The organism is Bacillus cereus group sp. BfR-BA-01311 (assembly GCF_022664295.1).
GTDB lineage: Bacteria > Bacillota > Bacilli > Bacillales > Bacillaceae_G > Bacillus_A > Bacillus_A cereus.
Map to the genome: position 1 here is coordinate 263,426 of NZ_JAKUHC010000005.1, position 18,850 is coordinate 282,275.

Consider the following 18,850-nt stretch of genomic DNA (forward strand, 5'->3'; position numbering starts at 1 on the left):
TAAAGTAGTTTAAAAATATTTTACAAATCGGTAGCCATTTACTTCATAACCTAATTTTTTGTAAAAAGGATGAGCTTCTACTCTTTTTGTTCCACTAACTAGCCATGTGCCAATGCAATTATGTTTCTTTGCTAATTGCTCGGCATAATCCATCAAAACTTGTCCAATGCCTTTCCGTCGTATGTTAGAATCAACGCTAATAATTGAAATCTCTCCATAACGTGTTACATCTTCTAAATTTTTACGTATACGAAATCCAAGTAATCCAAATATAGCTTCTTCTTCCTCGTAAACATATAAAAAATCAAACGGACTCATTTGTACGAATTGTAGGCGGTTGTTCATATCTTCATAGGAAATAGAGGAACCTTTTAATTCTTTCGTTAAAGAACAAAGTGCGTCTATATCATCTATCGTTGCTTCACGAATTTGAAAAGACATATTATCAACTCCAATAAAATGTAATCAAACATTTAATATTCTGTTAAAAAATGTTTTTTCCTGCTATGAAAATAAATATTTTATAATGATATATAGATAGTTATATGTTATTCTTTTCCTTGATTGTATTGGAAATGGAAAGAAGGGGAATGCATGTTAAAAGTAAATATCCGCTCAGCTGGATATGAAATAGGCGAAAAAACAATTCATGATATAGCTTTTTCTATCGAAAAAGGTGAACTAGTTGCTCTTATTGGAGCAAATGGTGCTGGGAAAAGTACGACGATTAAAACGATACTCGGATTACTTGTAAATATGGACGGTGAAATATCATTCGGTGAAAAGAAAAATCCGTATGCATACGTACCAGAACATCCAACATACTATGATTACTTGACGCTCTGGGAACATATTGAATTATTAATGGCAGCTCGTGGAAGTGAAATGGGAAGTTGGGAAGAACGAGCGGAACAATTATTACATACTTTTCGAATGAATAAGCATAAACATGAGTATTTATCAAAGTTTTCAAAAGGCATGAAACAAAAATCTATGCTAATATTGGCGTTTTTAACTGAGCCAGATTTTTATATCATTGACGAACCTTTTATCGGTTTAGATCCAGTAGCTACGAAAGAGTTTTTAAATTATTTATATAAAGAAAAAGAGCGCGGGGCAGGAATTTTACTTTGTACGCACGTATTAGATACTGCTGAAAAAATTTGTGAAAGATTTTTACTCATTTCACAAGGTACATTAGTCGCAGATGGACATTTAGAATCTATTCAAATATTAGCGGAAATGCCGGGTAGTTCATTATTAGACTGCTTTGATGTAATTGTAAGGCGTGAACAACATGATTAAACAACAATTTTATAAGAGATTACGCCATGAACTTGAGCGGAAATGGAAGTCTATACGTTCGGTAACAGATTGGACAGTCGCATTATATATTATTATTCCAGCACTTATATTTATGGGAATCTATTATCGATCGCTATGGATAAATGAATTATCAACGGAAGAGACGATTTATTTCGGATTAGGATTACTCGCATTTTATCTAGTAACATATCCAAGAGGAGTTCGTTCATTTTTTGAGCAAGCGGATAGTTTATTTTTAATTTCGTATGCAACACATATGCGAAAATTAGTCCAGTATGGCATGATGTACACATTTGTTCGAATAGGGATAACGAATATAATAGTAGTCGTTATTATGTTACCAGTGTTGATGAAAAGTATCGAAGTAACAGAGATACAAGTCCTATTATTTTGGGTATTCTTTACTATATTTCGATTTATGTTGTCGTTGTTAACGAGATTTGTTCATGTACATGTGGGGAAACGATGGGTTTTATGGATTGTAAAAAATGTAGTATTTTCTATGAGCGTGTCCTTTTTTGGAATTAGTTTATTTTTTATTTATAAAAATCCGTTGTATTCAATTCTATTTATCGGTCTAGTAATTTTCTTAAGTAGTGTATTAGTAAAAGAGAAAATAAATTATAAAAAGTTCTTTTTTAAGGAAATCGAGAAAGAAAAGGAGGAAAGCATGCGCTGGACGAGCGGAATTATGCAAGTTGGTGGTCATGCGGCTAAACCGAGTAGTTCGAATAAAAAACCGTGGATGTTTCCGCGCTCTAAAAGACTTTTAGGGAAAAAAGCTGATTCTCGTATTGTCGAATCTTTTTTGAAAGAATTTTTCCGTACAAGTACTGCACGAATATTTTATATTCAAATTGTATGTATCAGTACTGCAAGTATAATTATGACTCCAAGGTGGATTGCAGCTATTGTTCTCGTATTTGCTGTAGTTGCAATTTCTCGCTATGCACGTGATTATTGGAATGAATTTACGAATAAGATGTTTCTTCGTTTATATTGTGATGAAGGGAAATTACTATTGTTAAGATGGAAGGCAGATCGTTATTTACTACTACCAGCAATACTTTTATATGGAATAGTTATACTTTCACAGTTTTATTTATTGCCAGCTGTGGTAGGCAGCGTTGTTTTTATTTTATTAATTGTATGGATTGTATTTGTACCATTAAAAAAGAGCCATTGACGGCTCTTTTTCTAGTCTGTAACACATTGATAAATAAAATATACTAAAACGAGTATACTTGCGGCGGAATACATGACATCTAAAGTCATCTGATCGCCTCCTTATTGTTGTTGTATTTTTATTGTATGAAATCTTACAATTTCATATTCAAGTGAAAAATATGTGAACGTTAACAAAATTGTAAAGTGCAAAAATTACAATCATTTTGTATAATAGAAGAAACCACCGTTATATAAAAAATAATGAGTGAAAGGGGAGGGAACATAAATGCCAAATTGGTTTAGAAAAACCTTAGTCGCATTAATTACCGTGTTTACATTTGGTTTAGTGACGCCTCCTTCCATATTACTTGATAATGCCAAAGCTGCGGACAAGCCTACGAGCACAGCTGGGCAACAAAGTTTGGAGAGCACGTCCTATACATATGAAGAAACGAATGACAGGTTAACCACCGATACTTTTATTACTTATGCAATGCAAGAAGCAGAGAAGCAGTCGATGCAAAAGTTTGGTACTAAAATTGGTCCAGTAATTGAAGATGAGTTTAAAGATGTAATATTACCGAAAATTGAAGAGGCAATTGCTGAGCTTGCTAGTGATGTACCAGAAGATTCACTACAATCATTAGCGATTTCTCAAAAACCAGCTGGTGGAAATAATGAGAAGATTTTTCACGTCTACGATACGAAATCTGGAAATGATTTATTGCGTTTCCATGTAAGAAGAGATCATCCACCGCAAGATGGTTATTATTTTAATTTCCATTACCACCGTTTTGATGATGGATACTCTGGACATCATGAGTTAGGAAATATTTATTGGAATACGAATGTACCACCGAAATGGTTGTCTTAAAAAGAACAAGAGAAAATCTTGTTCTTTTTTATTTTTATAGAAGGGACAGACAACTATGTTGTTGAATAACATAGGTTTAGAAAAAAGAAGCAAAGGGAGTATGGGAATGCAAAAATATATTGTTTTTGACTTTGATGGCACATTAGTAGATTCACAAAATATATTTGTACCGATTTATAATCAACTTGCTGAAAAACATGGGTATAAAGCAGTAAAGGAAGACGAAATTGAACATTTACGTAAATTAACGATGCCAGAGAGATGTAAACAACTTAATGTACCACTGTATAAACTACCGATATTAGCGTTGGAATTTTATAAATTATATCAGCCTGCTATAAAAAATCTCGTTTTGTTCCATGGGATGAAAGAAGTATTAGATGAACTACATAAAAAAGGCTACGGAATTGCAGTCATATCATCGAACTCAGAAGAGCATATTCGGGCGTTTTTACACAAGAATAGTATCGAAAATATTCAAAAAGTGTATTGTTCTAAAAATTTGTTTGGTAAAGATAAAATGATAAAAAGATTTTTGAAATCAAAAAAAATAACAGAGAAAGATATGTTATATGTCGGTGATGAACAGCGAGACGTAGCAGCGTGTAAAAAGGCTGGAGTGAACGTAATTTGGGTATCTTGGGGATATGATGTTATTGAAACAGTGAAAAAGATGCACCAGATTACATGGTTCATAAGCCGATGGAAATTGTGCAAGTAGTACAAGGAGCGTATTCTTAATATGAATACACTGCGAGCAGGCATTCATCATATTGAATTTTGGGTAGCAAATTTAGAGGAATCCATTTCTTTTTATAATAAGTTGTTTTCCATAATTGGGTGGAGAAAGTTAAATGAAATAGCATATAGCACAGGAGAAAGTGAAATATACTTTAAAGAAGTAGATGAGGAAATTGTAAGGACGTTAGGGCCTAGACATATTTGTTATCAAGCTATTCATAGAGAAGTAGTTGAGGAAGTAGCAGATTTTCTTTCTAGTACGAAAGTGAAGGTAATACGTGGTCCAATTGAAATGAATCATTATTCGGAAGGTTACTATACGATTGATTTTTACGATCCGAATGGATTTATTGTAGAAGTTGCCTATACACCAAATGCAGAAATGTAAGGGGAATAGATATGAAGATAATTACAGCATGGCAAAACAATATACAAATAGTAAAAAATGCAGTGGATATTAAAGAAATTTCTAAAGGTTTTTCACCTGATAAGAAATATATAATTACGAGTGCGAATAATGATAAATATTTATTGCGGACAGGCGATATAAAAGAGTATGAAAGAAAGAAAATAGAGTTTCAAATTTTAAATGAAATGCAAAATCGTAGTGTGCAAGCACAAAAACCAATTGAAATAGGTTTGTTGGCAGAAGAAGGTTTATGCTATGGCATCTTTTCGTATTTAGAAGGGGAAGATGCGAAGAAGTTATTGCCTACGTATTCACCAAAAGAACAATATGATATTGGTATAGAGGCAGGGAAAGATTTAGCAAAAATGCATACATATGAAGCTCCTAATAATATACTTCCATGGTATGAAAGAGCAATGAAAAAACATAGTAAATATTTAGAGGCATATAAAACATGTGGAATAAACATAAAAAATGATGATAAAATCATAAAGTTTATTGAAGAAAATGAAATATATTTAAAGAACCGCCCAAATCGATTTCAACACGATGATTTTCACTTAGAAAATATAATTGTACGGGATGGAAAATATGTAGGTGTTGTTGATTTTAATGGCTACGATTGGGGCGATCCACTTCATGATTTTGTGAAAATTGCACTGTTTGCAAGGGACATTAGTATTCCGTATTCAATCGGACAAATAGAAGGATACTTTAATAGAAAAATACCAGAGGAATTCTGGAAATTATACACGGTGTACGTTGGTATGACAGTTTTCTCCTCAGTTGTCTGGACATTACGAGCAGCGCCGCATATGTTAGATGATATGTTAGAGCGCCTTACTATAGTTTTAGAGGATCATAATAACTTTGAGTTATCGAAGCCAATTTGGTTCCAATCAGATAAGATTGATATGAAATAGAAAAGGTAGGTGTGATTCGCACCTACCTTTATTTTTTACCATCAAAATACTTATTTAATTTTCTTAAATGTAAGCGGCTGAGTACTTAATGTAGCTGGTACATGTAACTGAAGGGATGGGAATTCACCACTTACATTCATTTCATAAGCGAATAATAAGCTCATTTTCATTTGGAATAAGTCAACTTTTGCAGAGAAGATGTCGTAATGATGATGCCCTAATTGAATATCCATTTCCATAAATTGTACATATAACGAATCATCTCGTTTGTATACTTGTAATGTTCCGTATGCAGGATGTTCAAAAGTACCAGTATAATCCTCTAACTTGTGCGAAGGTGTAGTCCCTTTAATTTGTTCAGGGAGGGATTCAGTTGCTTCTTTCATCATTTCCTTCATTTTTTTAGTATCTTCTACAGCACGTTTATGCCAATCAATGGATTCTAATTCAAGTAGTTCGTCATAAATTTGATTAGCGAGATAAGTAGGAAGTAATGTTCCTCCAGCATTCGTTAAAATGACAAGGCCTATGTTTTCTGTTGGTATGAATGAAACAAGCGCTGAAAATCCATCGATATTACCGCCATGATGAATCACTTTTTTACCACGATAAGCGCTAATAAACCAACCAAGACCGTAACTATTTAATGGAGATTCAGGGAGTGATAAAACCGGTTGGTCTGGAATTGAATTGTGTGGTGTATACATTTGTTGTAATAATTCAGAGGAGATTAATTCATGATCTCCAAATTTTCCTTCATTTAAGTGGAGAAGTACCCAATTTGCCATATCTTCAATTGTGGAATTAATACACCCAGCAGCGCCAACTGTATCGATGTTACGGAATGGAACTGCTTTTATTTCACCGTCATTTTCAATGTAAGGTAAAGCGTAATCATCTGTAGTTTGTGAATCGTTAACAGAGAAGTTTGTATGTCTCATATTTAAAGGTTCTAAAATATGTTCTGTAGTGTATTGCTCCCACGTTTGATTTGTAATGTTTTCAACAATGTAGCTAATTGTTGCATACATTAAATTGTTATATAGAAATGCAGTTCGGAACGGTGCATCAAGTGGTAAATGTTTTATTTTTTCAACGAGATCTTTTCGAGATAAGGAAGAACTGTACCAAAGAGCCTCATGACGACTCACTCCAGTTCGATGAGAAGCTAAATCCCGTCCTGTAACTTGTGAGCTAGCAAGTAGTTCAGATAAAGTAAAGTTAGGTATATAAGACTGGATAGGGGTATCCCAATTAAACTTTTTTTGCTGTGCTAACAAGCTTAATGAAAGTGTGCCAAATGCTTTCGTTGAGGAACCGATTGCGAATCGAGTATTCGGTGTAACAGCCTCTTTTGTTTCTATATTACGATAGCCGAAACCTTCTGAAATAATAACTTCACCGTCTTTTATAACAGCGACAGCAGCACCAGGAACATTTAAATCCTTCATCATTTTTTCAGCCGTTGTTTGTAAAGAAGTCATAACAGGCGTTTCAATTTTAGACATACTTCTAACCTCCAAATATAAATTTTGTTCTACCGCACTATACTTTCGGTAATAGAAAATGAAAACCTTTTTATATTTGGAAAGTTAATAATTTTGTAAGAATTAGCGCAAGAAATTTTATTAATTAGGATTATTAAATTTATCATTTTTCATGTTATGATAAATTGCATATACGATTGAAAGAAGGTTTTCCTACATATGAAACATGCTGAAAATGAATACTTAAATTTATGCCGCCATGTAATGGAACATGGTACGAAGAAAGAAGACCGTACAGGGACAGGCACTGTATCTGTATTTGGATATCAAATGCGTTTTGATCTAAGTAAAGGTTTTCCTTTATTAACAACAAAGAGAGTACCGTTTCGCCTTGTAGCAAGTGAACTGCTTTGGTTTATGAAAGGTGATACAAATATTCGCTATTTATTGCAGCATAATAATAACATTTGGAATGAATGGGCTTTTAAGAGCTGGGTAGAAAGTGATGAGTATACTGGTCCTGACATGACTGATTTTGGTCTTCGCTCACAACAAGATGAAGAATTTAAAGTACAGTACGACGAGCAAATGGAATTGTTTAAAAAGAACGTTTTAGAAGATGATGAGTTCTCAAATAAATATGGTTATTTAGGAGACGTTTACGGTAAACAGTGGCGTGCTTGGAAAACGACAGCTGGTGAGACACTTGATCAATTAAAAGATGTAATTGAAATGATTAAAAAAACACCAGACTCACGTCGTTTAATCGTTTCTGCCTGGAATCCAGAAGATGTACCAAGTATGGCCTTACCGCCTTGTCATACGCTATTCCAGTTTTATGTAGCAGATGGAAAGCTTTCTTGTCAGTTATATCAAAGAAGTGGTGACATATTCCTTGGAATTCCATTTAACATTGCAAGTTACTCACTACTAACACATTTAATTGCACATGAATGCGGACTTGAAGTGGGAGAATTTGTTCATACAATTGGTGATGCACACATTTATACAAATCATTTTGAACAAGTAGAAAAGCAATTGGCACGTGAACCACGTCCATTCCCGAAACTTACATTAAATCCAGATGTGAAATCTGTTTTCGATTTTGAAATGGAAGATTTAACGATTGAAGGATACGATCCGCATCCAGCAATTAAAGCACCGGTTGCAGTATAATTGTAGAGGAGATGAAAAAATGATTGTTTCATTTATGGTCGCTATGGACGAAAATAGAGTAATTGGTAAAGATAATAATTTACCTTGGCGTTTACCGAGTGAATTACAATACGTGAAGAAAACAACGATGGGTCACCCGCTTATTATGGGAAGAAAGAACTATGAAGCGATTGGTAGACCACTGCCTGGAAGACGTAATATTATTGTAACTCGTAATGAAGGGTATCATGTTGAAGGTTGTGAAGTTGTTCATTCTGTAGAAGAAGTGTTTGAACTATGTAAAAATGAAGAAGAGATTTTTATTTTTGGTGGAGCGCAAATTTACGACCTCTTTTTACCTTATGTAGACAAGTTATATATAACAAAAATCCATCATGCATTTGAAGGAGATACATTCTTCCCAGAAATAGATATGACAAATTGGAAAGAGATTTTTGTAGAAAAAGGTTTAACGGATGAAAAAAACCCATATACGTATTATTACCATGTATATGAGAAACAACAATAATAAAAAAGATTGATGTGAGAATTCGCATCAATCTTTTTATTTATATTCACCAATATAAGTTTATAGATGAGATTCGATAGTGCTATAATGATAGGTAGCATGTAAAAATGCTAAAATTTTCAAAAGTACTAATATAGAAAGAGGAGGAGAATCGATTGAGAAAGATATGGGGGATTCTTTTTCTTTGCTTAACATTCATGTTAGTTGGATGTGGTAAAGAAGAAAAACCACAAGAAGCGTTTGATACATATGTAAAAGCGTGGAATAAACAAAAATTTGCAGATATGTATGATCAACTATCAAAAAATGCAAAAAAAGATATTTCAAAGAAAGAGTTTACTGAGAAATATGAAAAAATTTATTCTGGTATCGAAGTGAAAGACTTAAAGGTAGAAACAGGGGAAGTAAAAGAAGATAAAAAAGATGAAGGCCCTGTTCCTTTTAAAGTAAGCATGGATACAGTTGGTGGTAAAATTACATTTGGTCATGAAGCAAAAATGGTGAAAGAAAAAGATGGAGATAAAGAATCTTGGAAAATAGATTGGACTCCTGATTTTATTTTCCCAGGCATGACGAAAGATAGTAAAGTGCGTATGCAGACAACACAGCCAAAACGTGGTGAAATATACGATCGTAATGGAAAAGGTCTTGCAACGAATGGGAAAGCTTCTGAAATCGGATTGATTCCTGAAAAGTTAGGCGATACTGCTCCGCAAACGAAAGAAACAGTAGCGAAGTTATTAAATATGTCTGTAGAAGAAATTGATCAAAAATTAGCTGCTAAATGGGTAAAACCAGGGTATCTCGTACCAATTGGAATTTTGCCTGAAGGGGCAACACAAAATACGTACATTGATTTACCAGGTGTTTCAACAAAACCTGTAAATGTTCGTACATATCCGTTAGGGGAAGCGGCAGCTCATCTGACTGGTTATATTGGAAAGGTAAATGCTGAAGATTTAAAAACGCTACAAAAGAAAGGCTATCAAGCTGATGACCCAGTTGGTAAAGCTGGTTTAGAGCAAGTATTAGAGGAAAAGCTACGCGGTAAAAAAGGTGGCCGTGTCTTTGTAGAAGATGCGCAAGGAAAAGAAATTAAAAACTTGGCAAAAACAGATGCTGTTGATGGAGAAAATGTAACTTTAACTATTGATAGTGTTGTTCAAGAAAAAACGTATAATGAAATGAAGGGCGAAGCTGGTTCAAGTGCAGCAATTAATCCGAAAAGTGGAGAAACAATTGCACTAGTAAGTAGTCCAGCATATGATCCTAATATAATTGCACGAGGGACATCGAAGGCACAACGCGAAGCTTGGAATAATGATCCGAAAAAACCAATGACAAATCGCTTTACACAATTGTCGGTACCAGGTTCTGTATTTAAACCTATTACAGCTGCAATTGGTCTTGAAACGAAAACAATTGATCCAAAAGAAGAGTTGAAAATTGAAGGATTAAAATGGACAAAAGATTCTTCTTGGGGTAATTACTATGTAACGCGTGTGAAAGATGCAAATCCGATTGATCTTGATAAGGCGATGAAATACTCGGATAATATTTACTTCGCACAAGAAGCTTTGAAAATCGGAAAAGACAAGTTTATGAGTGAAGCAAAAAAATTCGGATTCGATGAGAAACTACCAATTGAATATGGATTCCCTGCTTCTAAAATTGCAAATGACGGCATTAAAAATGATATTCAAATGGCAGATACGGGATATGGACAAGGACAAGTATTAATGACTCCTCTTCATTTAGCTTTAACGTATGCGCCAATTGTAAATGATGGAACGATTCCGTCACCGTATATTATTAAAACAGATAAACAACCAAAAGCTTGGAAAGAAAATGTAATTTCTAAAGGAAATCAGGATATATTAAAAACTGCAATGACGAAAGTAATTAATGATCCAGATGGTACAGGGAAAATTGCTAAAATTGATGGTATGACTCTTGCTGGAAAAACAGGTACAGCGGAATTAAAAGTATCAAAAGAGGCCGAAGGAAAAGAACTAGGTTGGTTCGCTGCATTTGATTTAAATTCGCCAGATATGGTCATTACAATGATGATTGAAGATGTAAAAGGTAGAGGCGGAAGTAATATTCCAGCTGAAAAAGTAAAACATGTATTTCAAAAATAATATGTAATAGAAGGCTATCTCTATAGGTTGTAGAGGTAGCCTTTTTATATGAAAGAGTTTGTAATATCTGTATACTAAATTTTAAGGAAACAAAGTAAATCATTAACTTACGAAAAAAAAGTAGCTATTTTTTATTGACATTGATTAAAACTTTTTATATTATACTTACATAAGGTAAGTTATTAACTTTTAAAAAACAAATCTTGAATTAAAGATAAAGAGAAAAAAGGGAGAGAATACAATGACAAAAGTACTATTTATTACAGCAAATCCAAATTCAGCAGAAGGTTCTTTCGGAATGGCAGTAGGGGAAGCTTTCATCGAAGCTTATAAAAACGAACATCCACAAGACGAAGTTGTAACAATTGATTTATTCAACACTACAGTACCAGCAATTGATGCAGATGTATTTGCTGCTTGGGGTAAATTTGCAGCAGGTGAAGGTTTTGAAGCTTTAACTGAAGTTCAACAACAAAAAGTAGCAGCAATGAACACAAACTTAGAAACATTTATGAATGCAGATCGTTATGTATTCGTAACTCCAATGTGGAACTTTAGCTATCCACCAGTAGTAAAAGCATACTTAGATAACGTAGCAATCGCAGGTAAAACATTCAAATATACTGAAAATGGTCCAGTCGGCTTATTAGAAGGTAAAAAAGCACTTCACATTCAAGCAACAGGTGGCGTATATTCTGAAGGAGCATACGCAGCTGTAGACTTCGGTCGTAATCACTTAAAGACTGTATTAGGATTTGTCGGTGTGAATGATACTGAATATATTGCAGTTGAAGGCATGAATGCAAACCCTGAAAAAGCACAAGAAATTAAAGAAGCAGCAATTGCTAATGCTCGTGAATTAGCAAAACGTTTCTAATATAGAATGCTTAAAAAGTCCGAACACTTGCTGTTTGGACTTTTTTTCTTCTTTTTCCTTCGTTTGTCTAGTATAATGAAGGTCGGAATGATAATAGGTGGGGGTTCTGTATGATTCAAACGTTTTTTAAAATCTTTTATTTAATTTTAATCGTAATTGCGATTACACCGAGAATGTGGCGTCTTAAAAGACAAGTAAATACGATGGCGCCAAAAGAAAAAGACAATGCTGTGTATAAAACGACAAATTGGTTTGGTAAGAAAATGGTACGTGTAGCTGGAGGGGCAGTAGAAGTGAAAGGACTTGAAAATGTTCCGAAAGACAAGCCAGTACTAGTTGTAAGTAATCACCAAAGTAATATGGATATCCCTGTTTTACTAGGTTACTTAAATAAACCAATTGGATTCGTTTCAAAAGCAGAGATTAAAAAGTTCCCAGTTGTACCAACTTGGATGGAACTGATGAATTGTGTATTTATGGATCGTAGCGATCGTCGTCAATCTCTTCAAGCGATTAAAGATGGAATTGAACTATTAAAGAATGGACATTCTATCGTAATTTTCCCTGAAGGAACGAGAAGTAAGGGTGGCGAAGTTGGAGAGTTTAAGGCTGGTAGTTTTCACCTTGCAGTAAAGTCAGGTGTAGCAATTTTACCTGTAACGTTAGATGGTACATATAAGATGTTTGAAGCAAATGGAAATCGTATGAAGCCAGCTCATGCAACAGTAACAATTTCTAAGCCGATTACACCTGAAGATTATGCGAATATGGACATTAAAGAATTAACGAAGCATACACAGGAAGTTATTGCATCACAATTACATAAGTAATAAAAAAGGATTCAGCTTATCGTAAGCTGAATCCTTTTTATTATGCTGTAGGTAAGACATAAAAGAGTACACAGAAGAACATCATCGCACTACCACCTAAAACGAACAGGTGCCATATGGCATGGTTGAAAGGTAGCTTTTCCCAAAGGAAGAATATAGCTCCGACAGAATATAAAATGCCACCTGCTAAAAGTAGTGAAAAACCATGTCCAGTTAGATTTTCATAAAGTGGTTTAATAGCAACGATTATGAGCCATCCCATTATGATATAACATAGCGTTGATGCCTTAATAAAGCGACGTACAAAGAAAATTTTGAAGACGATACCTCCGATTGCTAGTGTCCATATTATAGCAAGCAACGTCCATCCTAATGGGCCACGAAGTGTAATAAGTAGAAAAGGAGTATACGTGCCAGCAATCAATAAGTAAATGGCTGAATGATCTAAAATAGTAAATATTTTTTCTACTTTAGGATGATGAATGCTATGTAGCAATGTTGAAAACAAGTACAGTAAGAACATACTTACACCATAAACAGTAAATGCAACTACGGCTGATGCGGTACCGTGCTTAGAAGCATGAATAATCAATATGATTAAGGCAGGGATGCTTAAAATGGCACCGATACCATGTGTAATTGCATTTGCAATTTCTTCTTTTACAAATTGGGTCATTCTTGTCATTTTTTCAGTCATAATGCAAATCCTTTCTACTATCATAAAATAATATGTCATTTCCCTTACCATATCATACACAAGAGCAATAGAAAATGAAATTTGTATAATTGATTATATTTTTGAATTTTTTTGACAAAAGACAATGGATTTGTTGACGTTTTCAAACTTTTTTGACAAAATAAAATTATGTAATAGTAGGACAAGGAAACTACTAATAAAGGGGATGGGGAAATGTTTTCAAATATTGGCTTTCCAGGGTTAATTTTAATTTTAGTAGCAGTACTCATTTTATTTGGACCTAAAAAATTGCCGGAAATCGGGAAGGCTTTAGGGGAAACGTTAAAAGAGTTTAAAAAATCAACGAAAGAATTGACAGATGACGCATTTCAAGAAAAGGAAAAGAAAGAAAAAATGTAGTGTATTTTCCTTGTAATGGATAAATAAAGTGTGGTGAACGAGATGGAAAATCGGGAAATGAGCGTAGTAGAACATATTGTTGAGCTTCGAAAAAGAGTAATATATACGGTGTTATCCTTTGTACTATTTTTAATTATTGGATTTACTTTTACAAAGGATATTTATTTTTGGCTTGTAAAAGATTTACCAATGAAATTAACTGTTCTCGGTCCAAGTGATGTATTGTGGATTTTTTTCTCGATTGCTACAGTATTTGCTATCGTTTGTACAATTCCTTTTGCTGCTATACAAATTTGGTTATTTGTAAAACCGGGTTTACATCCAAATGAACAAAAGATGACAATAATGTATATACCGGTATTGTCTATATTATTTATTGCAGGTTTATGTTTTGGATACTTTATTGTAATGCCGTTTCTATTTCACTTTTTAACTACGATAGGTAATGAAATGTTTAATACGATGTTTACGACAGAAAAGTATTTCCATTTTGTACTTAATTTAACAGTTCCATTTGCTGTGATTTTTGAATTGCCAGTCGTTGTAATGTTTTTAACTAGTATTGGAATACTTACGGCGGAATTTTTAATAAAAATAAGAAGGTATGCTTACGTAGCATTAATTATCATTGCATCTTGTATATCACCGCCAGACTTTTTATCTCATAGTTTAGTTGCAGTGCCGCTTATTTGTATTTATGAAGTAAGTATTGCGTTATCAAAGGTTGTTAGTAAGAGGAAAAAGAAAAGAGAAGAAATGCAGTCGAAAAGTGCCTCGCTATAAAGGCACTTTTTTATTTATTTGTTATACTATAGCTATAAACGTATACAATATATAGAAGAAAAAAATTATAGAATCTCCAAAATTTAGACAAACTTTGCGCTTTTATAAGCTTATACTAAATGTATTAAACAATTGATGGATAATGAGATTCCCGTCTCAGAGATATTTAGGACGGGAAGGTGAATTAGGTGGAGATGAATAGAGTATAAATCTTCTAGCCATAAGGACTACAGAAATCATATAAGTCTGATTTTACTCCACTTTAAACAACGTGTTACAGCGCAAAGTAGAGGAAGTTCAAAAATCCAATGAAAAAGAGGATTGATATTGTGATTACGAAAAGTTTTTATTTCACTCATTCAACAGGGGATTGCATTAAAATATTCGAAATCCCTGTCCTACAGGCACAGCATCCATTATCGTTTCTAATTCAGTCTCGTCTTCAATTATTTATTGCAAAAATTCAAAAACAAAAACACCCAAGATTTTCGTATTCTTTCCGTGAATATTTACAAAATTGTTTGAAGTGGAATGATTATTTAAATGTATATAAAACAAATACCCTTGAAAAAAATGCATGATACGAAGTACGGACAGGGTTAGTAAACTCTGTCTTTTTCATTTTAGATATGAAAATATAATTAATTTGATGAAATTTCGTTCCAAATTGTTGAAAGCAATGGGAATACTAGTATAATAACAAGGAGAGCGTATTGGAAAGGGAAGAAGTATAGTATGCAAAAAATTAAAATTGTAACAGATTCAACGGCAGATTTATCACAAGACGTAATCGAAAAGTATGACATTCATGTTTTACCATTATCAATCTCTGTAAATGGACAAACATATTTAGATCGCGTTGATTTACAACCTGACGAATTTATTGAAGAAATGATTAAATCAGAGGAATTACCAAAAACATCACAACCAGCTATGGGTACATTTGTAGAAATGTATGACAAGCTAGGGGAAGATGGAAGCGAAGTCCTTTCTATCCATATGACAAGTGGAATGAGCGGTACTGTAGCAACTGCAAATAGCGCTGCATCAATGACTGATACAAAAGTAACAGTTGTTGATTCTCAATTTATTACACATGCTTTAGCATATCAAGTAATTGAAGCTGCAAAAATGGCAAATGACGGACGCTCACTAGAAGAAATTTTAAAACGTGTAGATGAAGTAAGAAAGAATACTCGTTTATATGTAGTAGTGGATACATTAGAAAACTTAGTGAAGGGTGGACGTATCGGTAAAGGAAAAGCGTTTATCGGTTCTCTACTTAATATAAAGCCAATTGCTAGTCTTGAAGACGGTGTTTATAATCCTGTAACGAAAGTTCGTAGCCAAGGCCAAATTGTAAAAACATTAGCTAAGTTATTTGAGCAAGATACGGCTGGAAAAGTCGTAAAAGCTGTTGCAATTCCGCATGCGAAAGCAATTCCTTTAGCTGAAAGTATGAAAGCGGCGGTTGAAAAAGTAAGTGGATTTGCTCAATCAGAAATTTTCTATACAACGCCTATTATTAGTACTCATACAGGTCCGGGCGCAATCGGATTTATGTATTTAGCAGAGTAATAAAAAAGCTACTTGAAAATATATTTCAAGTAGCTTTTTTATGTAAATAGAAAGTAAGAAATAAGAAGAGCTACACAGGCACTACCGCTAATGATATAGCGAGTCTGTAAATATTCATTCATAGAAAACACCCTTTATCCCGCTATTTGTGGACAGTAAAACTCTCTACCTCAAATTTAGCTGGAGCAAAGAGGTTAGGTAGCGGGCTGCCCGTAAAAGCTTGATTGGTGAAGGCAAATAATCAGTGGGGATGAAGAAAACCCACTAATTAAAGTTTCACTATAGGATTTTCTATATTATATGTTGGATATAGAAAATCAGTCATTACGTTACACATGTAAAGTTTCAATTTTTTCGTTTATTTGCTTATTATTTGTTGCGTTACTATAAATAAAAGTTTGACCTAAAAAGAGTACATGCAGTTGTTCCCACGGTAACATGCGCAAATTCCAATTATTTCGAAGTCTAGTTATTGCTTCACGAGGTGTTTCATCGGCGAGTGCAAAAGCTCCGTAATGCATTGGTATAAAATGCGTAGCGTTTAAATCTAAATAAGCTTGCACGGCCTCTTCAGGTGAAACATGAGATACTTTCATAAACCATTCTGGTTCATAAGCGCCAATGGGCATAAGAGCAATATCAATTAAAAAGCGTTCACCAATTTCTTTGAAACCTTGGAAATAGCCACTGTCACCACAAAAATATATGGTTTCCATAGTCGTTTCATTATCAATAATCCATCCACCCCAGTGAGACGTATTCATATCAAATAAGAATCTTCTCGTCCAGTGCTGAGAGGGTACGAAGTGAAAAGAAACTTCGTTAATTATCGTACTTTCCCACCATTTATACTCTTCTACATGTTTAAATTTCTTACGAGTAAATAATTTTTTTAATCCAATAGGTACAAGATATAGAACATCATCATTCAACTGACGAAGAGTTGAAAAATCTAAATGATCATAATGACCATGTGAAATAAGGACAATATCAATTTTAGGTAGTGCTTCTATAGAGAGTCCAGGTTCTGTAAGTCTTGGAACTAGCTTTAATTTATTAGCCCATACTGGATCTGTTAATATATTAAGTCCATTCGTTTGGATAAGAAAAGTGGAATGCCCAATCCATGTGATAGTCGTTTTTTCAACATTACTTTGCAAAAATGCACTTTGTTTAACGGGTGATTGTTCTACTAAGAAAGAAAAATCTTTTTTGTTTTGCTTTCGTTCTTTACGCCAGCGTAAAAAAGAGCGAATTGATTTTTTTGTACTAACATTATCCATATTTTCATAGCGCTTTGCCATGAACATCACCTCATTTAAAATCGTTGTATTTGTATTGTACCGAAATGTTGTTAAGGAATACAGTGTAAAACATGGATTAATGTTTAAGGAATTGTTAAAAAATAGGGAGAGGTATTTACAAAAGTAACAATAAAAATAAGTTTTATCACTTTTATTTAGAGAAAGAATAGTAAAAAAATATATTTTGTCTAGTAATTCGCTTGAAATAAAAAAGTAACATACGTAAATTCGTACGATTTCGTGAACAAATGTAGTAAACAATTTTCTCGTAGTGTTAACTTTTGTTATTATAAACATAACCTATTTAAATTTAGGATAGAGAAAAGAGGTTTATAAATGAAGCGTTATCAAAAAATAATTGGTCTTATGGTTGTATTTTGTCTCTTTGTACTTGCTGGATGTAGTGAATCAGGTTCAAAGCTTCGTAAACCATTAAATTGGGATTTAGAAACCTTCCAATTTACAAATCAAGATGGAAAGCAATTTGGTACAAAAGATTTAAAAGGGAAAGTTTGGGTTGCAGATTTTATGTTCACAAATTGTCAGACAGTTTGTCCACCAATGACTGCAAATATGGCCAAGCTTCAAAAGATGGCAAAAGAAGAGAAATTAGACGTTCAGTTTGTTTCATTTAGTGTAGATCCAGACCTTGATAAGCCAGAAAATCTGAAAGCTTTTATTCAAAAGTTTACAGAGGATACTAGTAACTGGAATTTATTAACGGGGTATTCGTTAGAAGATATTACAAAGTTTTCAAAAGATAATTTCCAATCACTTGTAGATAAGCCGGAGAACGGTCAGGTCATGCATGGTACATCATTTTATTTAATTGATCAAAACGGAAAAGTAATGAAAAAGTATAGTGGCATTAGTAATACGCCATACGAAGACATTATACGTGATATGAAGCGATTAGTGGGTTGAAAATAAGGGTGCATAGCACCCTTATTTTTTTGCATTAGTCTATCGATAAAATGTCATGTTGCTGGGGAAGTTTCGGTGCCCGAATTTCTAATACGCCGTTTTGATAAGAAGCTTTTGCCGCTTTTTTATTAATTGAATACGGCAATTTAATCAATCTTGATGCTTCTGAAATGGAACGTTCTCGGCGATAATAGTTATGGGATGTTTGTTCTTCTTCCTCTTCAAGTATCTCTTCTTTTACAGAGACTTTTAAGTATTCACTTTGTATTTCAATTTGGATTTGTTCTTTTTGTATACCTGGTAGTTCAGCTGTAACAACGAGTTCTTCACCAACTTCATATAAATCTACAGGGAATGTTAATAAACGGTTTCCTTTTTGGAAAAAATGATTTAAATCAGCGATTACATTGCGAAGAGGTGTTTGCTCGAAGAAATCATCAATTTGCTTTAAGTAATTACGAACCGGTGGGCGAGAAGAATCTTTTTTTTCTTCACTCATGGTATTCCCTCCTAGAAATCAATTTGCAATATCATATGACAAAAGCGGAGAAAGGTGAGTGCCTAGTTTTCATGTTTTCATAAAAAATTGTTAAAAATGTGAAATGGAGTGATTTTTTTATAGTTTTTGGTCGCCATATTCAGTTGATTATGCTAGTATAAATAGGGTTGATATAGTAGTATAGAGACAGAATGAAAACTGAAAGAG

General features: G+C 33.6%; 20 protein-coding genes and 1 pseudogene. 16 read left to right on the forward strand and 5 right to left on the reverse strand.

Annotated features, from left to right (window positions below; genetic code table 11):
- Positions 1 to 9: 9 nt before the first annotated feature.
- A complete protein-coding gene (locus tag MR136_RS14525; protein ID WP_017674126.1) occupies positions 10 to 441 on the reverse strand; it encodes a GNAT family N-acetyltransferase in 432 nt (143 codons plus the stop codon).
- Between the two features lie 153 nt (positions 442 to 594).
- Here MR136_RS14525 and MR136_RS14530 point away from each other — a divergent pair, with 153 nt between their 5' ends.
- The 6 genes and pseudogenes from MR136_RS14530 to MR136_RS14555 all read left to right on the forward strand — a co-directional run bounded on the left by MR136_RS14530 (position 595) and on the right by MR136_RS14555 (position 5,440).
- Positions 595 to 1,305 (forward strand): ABC transporter ATP-binding protein, encoded by a 711-nt coding sequence (locus tag MR136_RS14530; RefSeq protein WP_017674125.1) that lies wholly within the window; start codon positions 595 to 597, stop codon positions 1,303 to 1,305.
- On the forward strand, positions 1,298 to 2,512 hold the full coding sequence (locus MR136_RS14535; RefSeq protein WP_017674124.1) for an ABC transporter permease: 1,215 nt from the start codon (positions 1,298 to 1,300) through the stop codon (positions 2,510 to 2,512). Before MR136_RS14530 ends, MR136_RS14535 begins: the two co-directional genes overlap by 8 nt.
- Before the next feature lie 267 nt (positions 2,513 to 2,779).
- Positions 2,780 to 3,367 (forward strand): YpjP family protein, encoded by a 588-nt coding sequence (locus MR136_RS14540; protein ID WP_001134421.1) that lies wholly within the window; start codon positions 2,780 to 2,782, stop codon positions 3,365 to 3,367.
- 106 nt (positions 3,368 to 3,473) lie between these two features.
- A pseudogene (locus tag MR136_RS14545) lies at positions 3,474 to 4,108 on the forward strand (HAD family hydrolase).
- 1 nt (position 4,109) lies between these two features.
- Positions 4,110 to 4,496 (forward strand): VOC family protein, encoded by a 387-nt coding sequence (locus MR136_RS14550; protein ID WP_001094664.1) that lies wholly within the window; start codon positions 4,110 to 4,112, stop codon positions 4,494 to 4,496.
- A gap of 11 nt (positions 4,497 to 4,507) precedes the next feature.
- A complete protein-coding gene (locus MR136_RS14555) occupies positions 4,508 to 5,440 on the forward strand; it encodes an aminoglycoside phosphotransferase family protein (protein ID WP_000692086.1) in 933 nt (310 codons plus the stop codon).
- A gap of 50 nt (positions 5,441 to 5,490) precedes the next feature.
- On the opposite strand, the gene MR136_RS14560 is transcribed toward MR136_RS14555, so the two are convergent.
- Positions 5,491 to 6,948 (reverse strand): serine hydrolase, encoded by a 1,458-nt coding sequence (locus tag MR136_RS14560; protein ID WP_000034322.1) that lies wholly within the window; start codon positions 6,946 to 6,948, stop codon positions 5,491 to 5,493.
- 198 nt (positions 6,949 to 7,146) lie between these two features.
- On the opposite strand from MR136_RS14560, the gene MR136_RS14565 reads away from it, so the two are divergent.
- The 5 genes from MR136_RS14565 (at position 7,147) to MR136_RS14585 (ending at position 12,459) form a co-directional block, all read left to right on the forward strand.
- Positions 7,147 to 8,103 carry a thymidylate synthase gene (locus MR136_RS14565; protein WP_000679609.1) on the forward strand — a complete coding sequence of 319 codons (957 nt, stop codon included), beginning with the start codon at positions 7,147 to 7,149 and terminating at the stop codon, positions 8,101 to 8,103.
- 19 nt (positions 8,104 to 8,122) lie between these two features.
- Positions 8,123 to 8,611, forward strand: a complete 489-nt coding sequence (locus MR136_RS14570) for a dihydrofolate reductase (RefSeq protein WP_000637205.1) — start codon at positions 8,123 to 8,125, stop codon at positions 8,609 to 8,611.
- Between the two features lie 155 nt (positions 8,612 to 8,766).
- Positions 8,767 to 10,752: a penicillin-binding protein 3 gene (gene pbpC / locus MR136_RS14575; RefSeq protein WP_001227248.1), complete on the forward strand. Its 1,986-nt coding sequence runs from the start codon at positions 8,767 to 8,769 to the stop codon at positions 10,750 to 10,752.
- 241 nt (positions 10,753 to 10,993) lie between these two features.
- On the forward strand, positions 10,994 to 11,629 hold the full coding sequence (locus MR136_RS14580; RefSeq protein WP_000170025.1) for an FMN-dependent NADH-azoreductase: 636 nt from the start codon (positions 10,994 to 10,996) through the stop codon (positions 11,627 to 11,629).
- Positions 11,630 to 11,739: 110 nt separating this feature from the next.
- Positions 11,740 to 12,459 carry a lysophospholipid acyltransferase family protein gene (locus MR136_RS14585; protein WP_000616577.1) on the forward strand — a complete coding sequence of 240 codons (720 nt, stop codon included), beginning with the start codon at positions 11,740 to 11,742 and terminating at the stop codon, positions 12,457 to 12,459.
- 40 nt (positions 12,460 to 12,499) lie between these two features.
- Here the strand turns inward: MR136_RS14585 and trhA are convergent, their stop codons facing one another.
- Positions 12,500 to 13,156, reverse strand: coding sequence for a PAQR family membrane homeostasis protein TrhA (gene trhA / locus MR136_RS14590; protein WP_000136889.1), 657 nt, complete (start codon positions 13,154 to 13,156; stop codon positions 12,500 to 12,502).
- A 213-nt stretch (positions 13,157 to 13,369) separates the two neighbouring features.
- On the opposite strand from trhA, the gene MR136_RS14595 reads away from it, so the two are divergent.
- The 4 genes from MR136_RS14595 (at position 13,370) to MR136_RS14610 (ending at position 15,916) form a co-directional block, all read left to right on the forward strand.
- Positions 13,370 to 13,555, forward strand: coding sequence for a twin-arginine translocase TatA/TatE family subunit (locus tag MR136_RS14595; RefSeq protein WP_000492443.1), 186 nt, complete (start codon positions 13,370 to 13,372; stop codon positions 13,553 to 13,555).
- Between the two features lie 42 nt (positions 13,556 to 13,597).
- On the forward strand, positions 13,598 to 14,338 hold the full coding sequence (gene tatC, locus MR136_RS14600; protein ID WP_000431523.1) for a twin-arginine translocase subunit TatC: 741 nt from the start codon (positions 13,598 to 13,600) through the stop codon (positions 14,336 to 14,338).
- 329 nt (positions 14,339 to 14,667) lie between these two features.
- Positions 14,668 to 14,919, forward strand: coding sequence for a DUF2535 family protein (locus MR136_RS14605; RefSeq protein ID WP_000629012.1), 252 nt, complete (start codon positions 14,668 to 14,670; stop codon positions 14,917 to 14,919).
- A gap of 154 nt (positions 14,920 to 15,073) precedes the next feature.
- A complete protein-coding gene (locus MR136_RS14610; RefSeq protein ID WP_001169470.1) occupies positions 15,074 to 15,916 on the forward strand; it encodes a DegV family protein in 843 nt (280 codons plus the stop codon).
- A 329-nt stretch (positions 15,917 to 16,245) separates the two neighbouring features.
- Here the strand turns inward: MR136_RS14610 and MR136_RS14615 are convergent, their stop codons facing one another.
- Complete coding sequence (locus MR136_RS14615; RefSeq protein WP_001129633.1) at positions 16,246 to 17,220, reverse strand: MBL fold metallo-hydrolase; 975 nt, start codon at positions 17,218 to 17,220, stop codon at positions 16,246 to 16,248.
- A 336-nt stretch (positions 17,221 to 17,556) separates the two neighbouring features.
- Between MR136_RS14615 and MR136_RS14620 the strand changes: the two genes are divergently transcribed.
- Positions 17,557 to 18,144 (forward strand): SCO family protein, encoded by a 588-nt coding sequence (locus MR136_RS14620; protein WP_000833335.1) that lies wholly within the window; start codon positions 17,557 to 17,559, stop codon positions 18,142 to 18,144.
- 34 nt (positions 18,145 to 18,178) lie between these two features.
- On the opposite strand, the gene MR136_RS14625 is transcribed toward MR136_RS14620, so the two are convergent.
- Positions 18,179 to 18,643 carry an Hsp20/alpha crystallin family protein gene (locus MR136_RS14625; RefSeq protein ID WP_001288085.1) on the reverse strand — a complete coding sequence of 155 codons (465 nt, stop codon included), beginning with the start codon at positions 18,641 to 18,643 and terminating at the stop codon, positions 18,179 to 18,181.
- Between the last annotated feature and the right edge of the window lie 207 nt (positions 18,644 to 18,850).

Bases quoted from the DNA above. Each gene is read 5' to 3' on its own strand.
- MR136_RS14580 (WP_000170025.1), top strand. From the start codon at position 10,994: ATGACAAAAGTACTATTTATTACAGCAAATCCAAATTCAGCAGAAGGT.
- MR136_RS14555 (WP_000692086.1), top strand. From the start codon at position 4,508: ATGAAGATAATTACAGCATGGCAAAACAATATACAAATAGTAAAAAAT.
- MR136_RS14565 (WP_000679609.1), top strand. From the start codon at position 7,147: ATGAAACATGCTGAAAATGAATACTTAAATTTATGCCGCCATGTAATG.
- MR136_RS14525 (WP_017674126.1), bottom strand. From the start codon at position 441: ATGTCTTTTCAAATTCGTGAAGCAACGATAGATGATATAGACGCACTT.
- MR136_RS14530 (WP_017674125.1), top strand. From the start codon at position 595: ATGTTAAAAGTAAATATCCGCTCAGCTGGATATGAAATAGGCGAAAAA.
- MR136_RS14570 (WP_000637205.1), top strand. From the start codon at position 8,123: ATGATTGTTTCATTTATGGTCGCTATGGACGAAAATAGAGTAATTGGT.
- MR136_RS14620 (WP_000833335.1), top strand. From the start codon at position 17,557: ATGAAGCGTTATCAAAAAATAATTGGTCTTATGGTTGTATTTTGTCTC.
- MR136_RS14560 (WP_000034322.1), bottom strand. From the start codon at position 6,948: ATGTCTAAAATTGAAACGCCTGTTATGACTTCTTTACAAACAACGGCT.
- MR136_RS14535 (WP_017674124.1), top strand. From the start codon at position 1,298: ATGATTAAACAACAATTTTATAAGAGATTACGCCATGAACTTGAGCGG.
- MR136_RS14540 (WP_001134421.1), top strand. From the start codon at position 2,780: ATGCCAAATTGGTTTAGAAAAACCTTAGTCGCATTAATTACCGTGTTT.
- MR136_RS14595 (WP_000492443.1), top strand. From the start codon at position 13,370: ATGTTTTCAAATATTGGCTTTCCAGGGTTAATTTTAATTTTAGTAGCA.
- MR136_RS14585 (WP_000616577.1), top strand. From the start codon at position 11,740: ATGATTCAAACGTTTTTTAAAATCTTTTATTTAATTTTAATCGTAATT.
- tatC (WP_000431523.1), top strand. From the start codon at position 13,598: ATGGAAAATCGGGAAATGAGCGTAGTAGAACATATTGTTGAGCTTCGA.
- MR136_RS14615 (WP_001129633.1), bottom strand. From the start codon at position 17,220: ATGGCAAAGCGCTATGAAAATATGGATAATGTTAGTACAAAAAAATCA.
- MR136_RS14625 (WP_001288085.1), bottom strand. From the start codon at position 18,643: ATGAGTGAAGAAAAAAAAGATTCTTCTCGCCCACCGGTTCGTAATTAC.
- MR136_RS14550 (WP_001094664.1), top strand. From the start codon at position 4,110: ATGAATACACTGCGAGCAGGCATTCATCATATTGAATTTTGGGTAGCA.
- MR136_RS14610 (WP_001169470.1), top strand. From the start codon at position 15,074: ATGCAAAAAATTAAAATTGTAACAGATTCAACGGCAGATTTATCACAA.
- trhA (WP_000136889.1), bottom strand. From the start codon at position 13,156: ATGACTGAAAAAATGACAAGAATGACCCAATTTGTAAAAGAAGAAATT.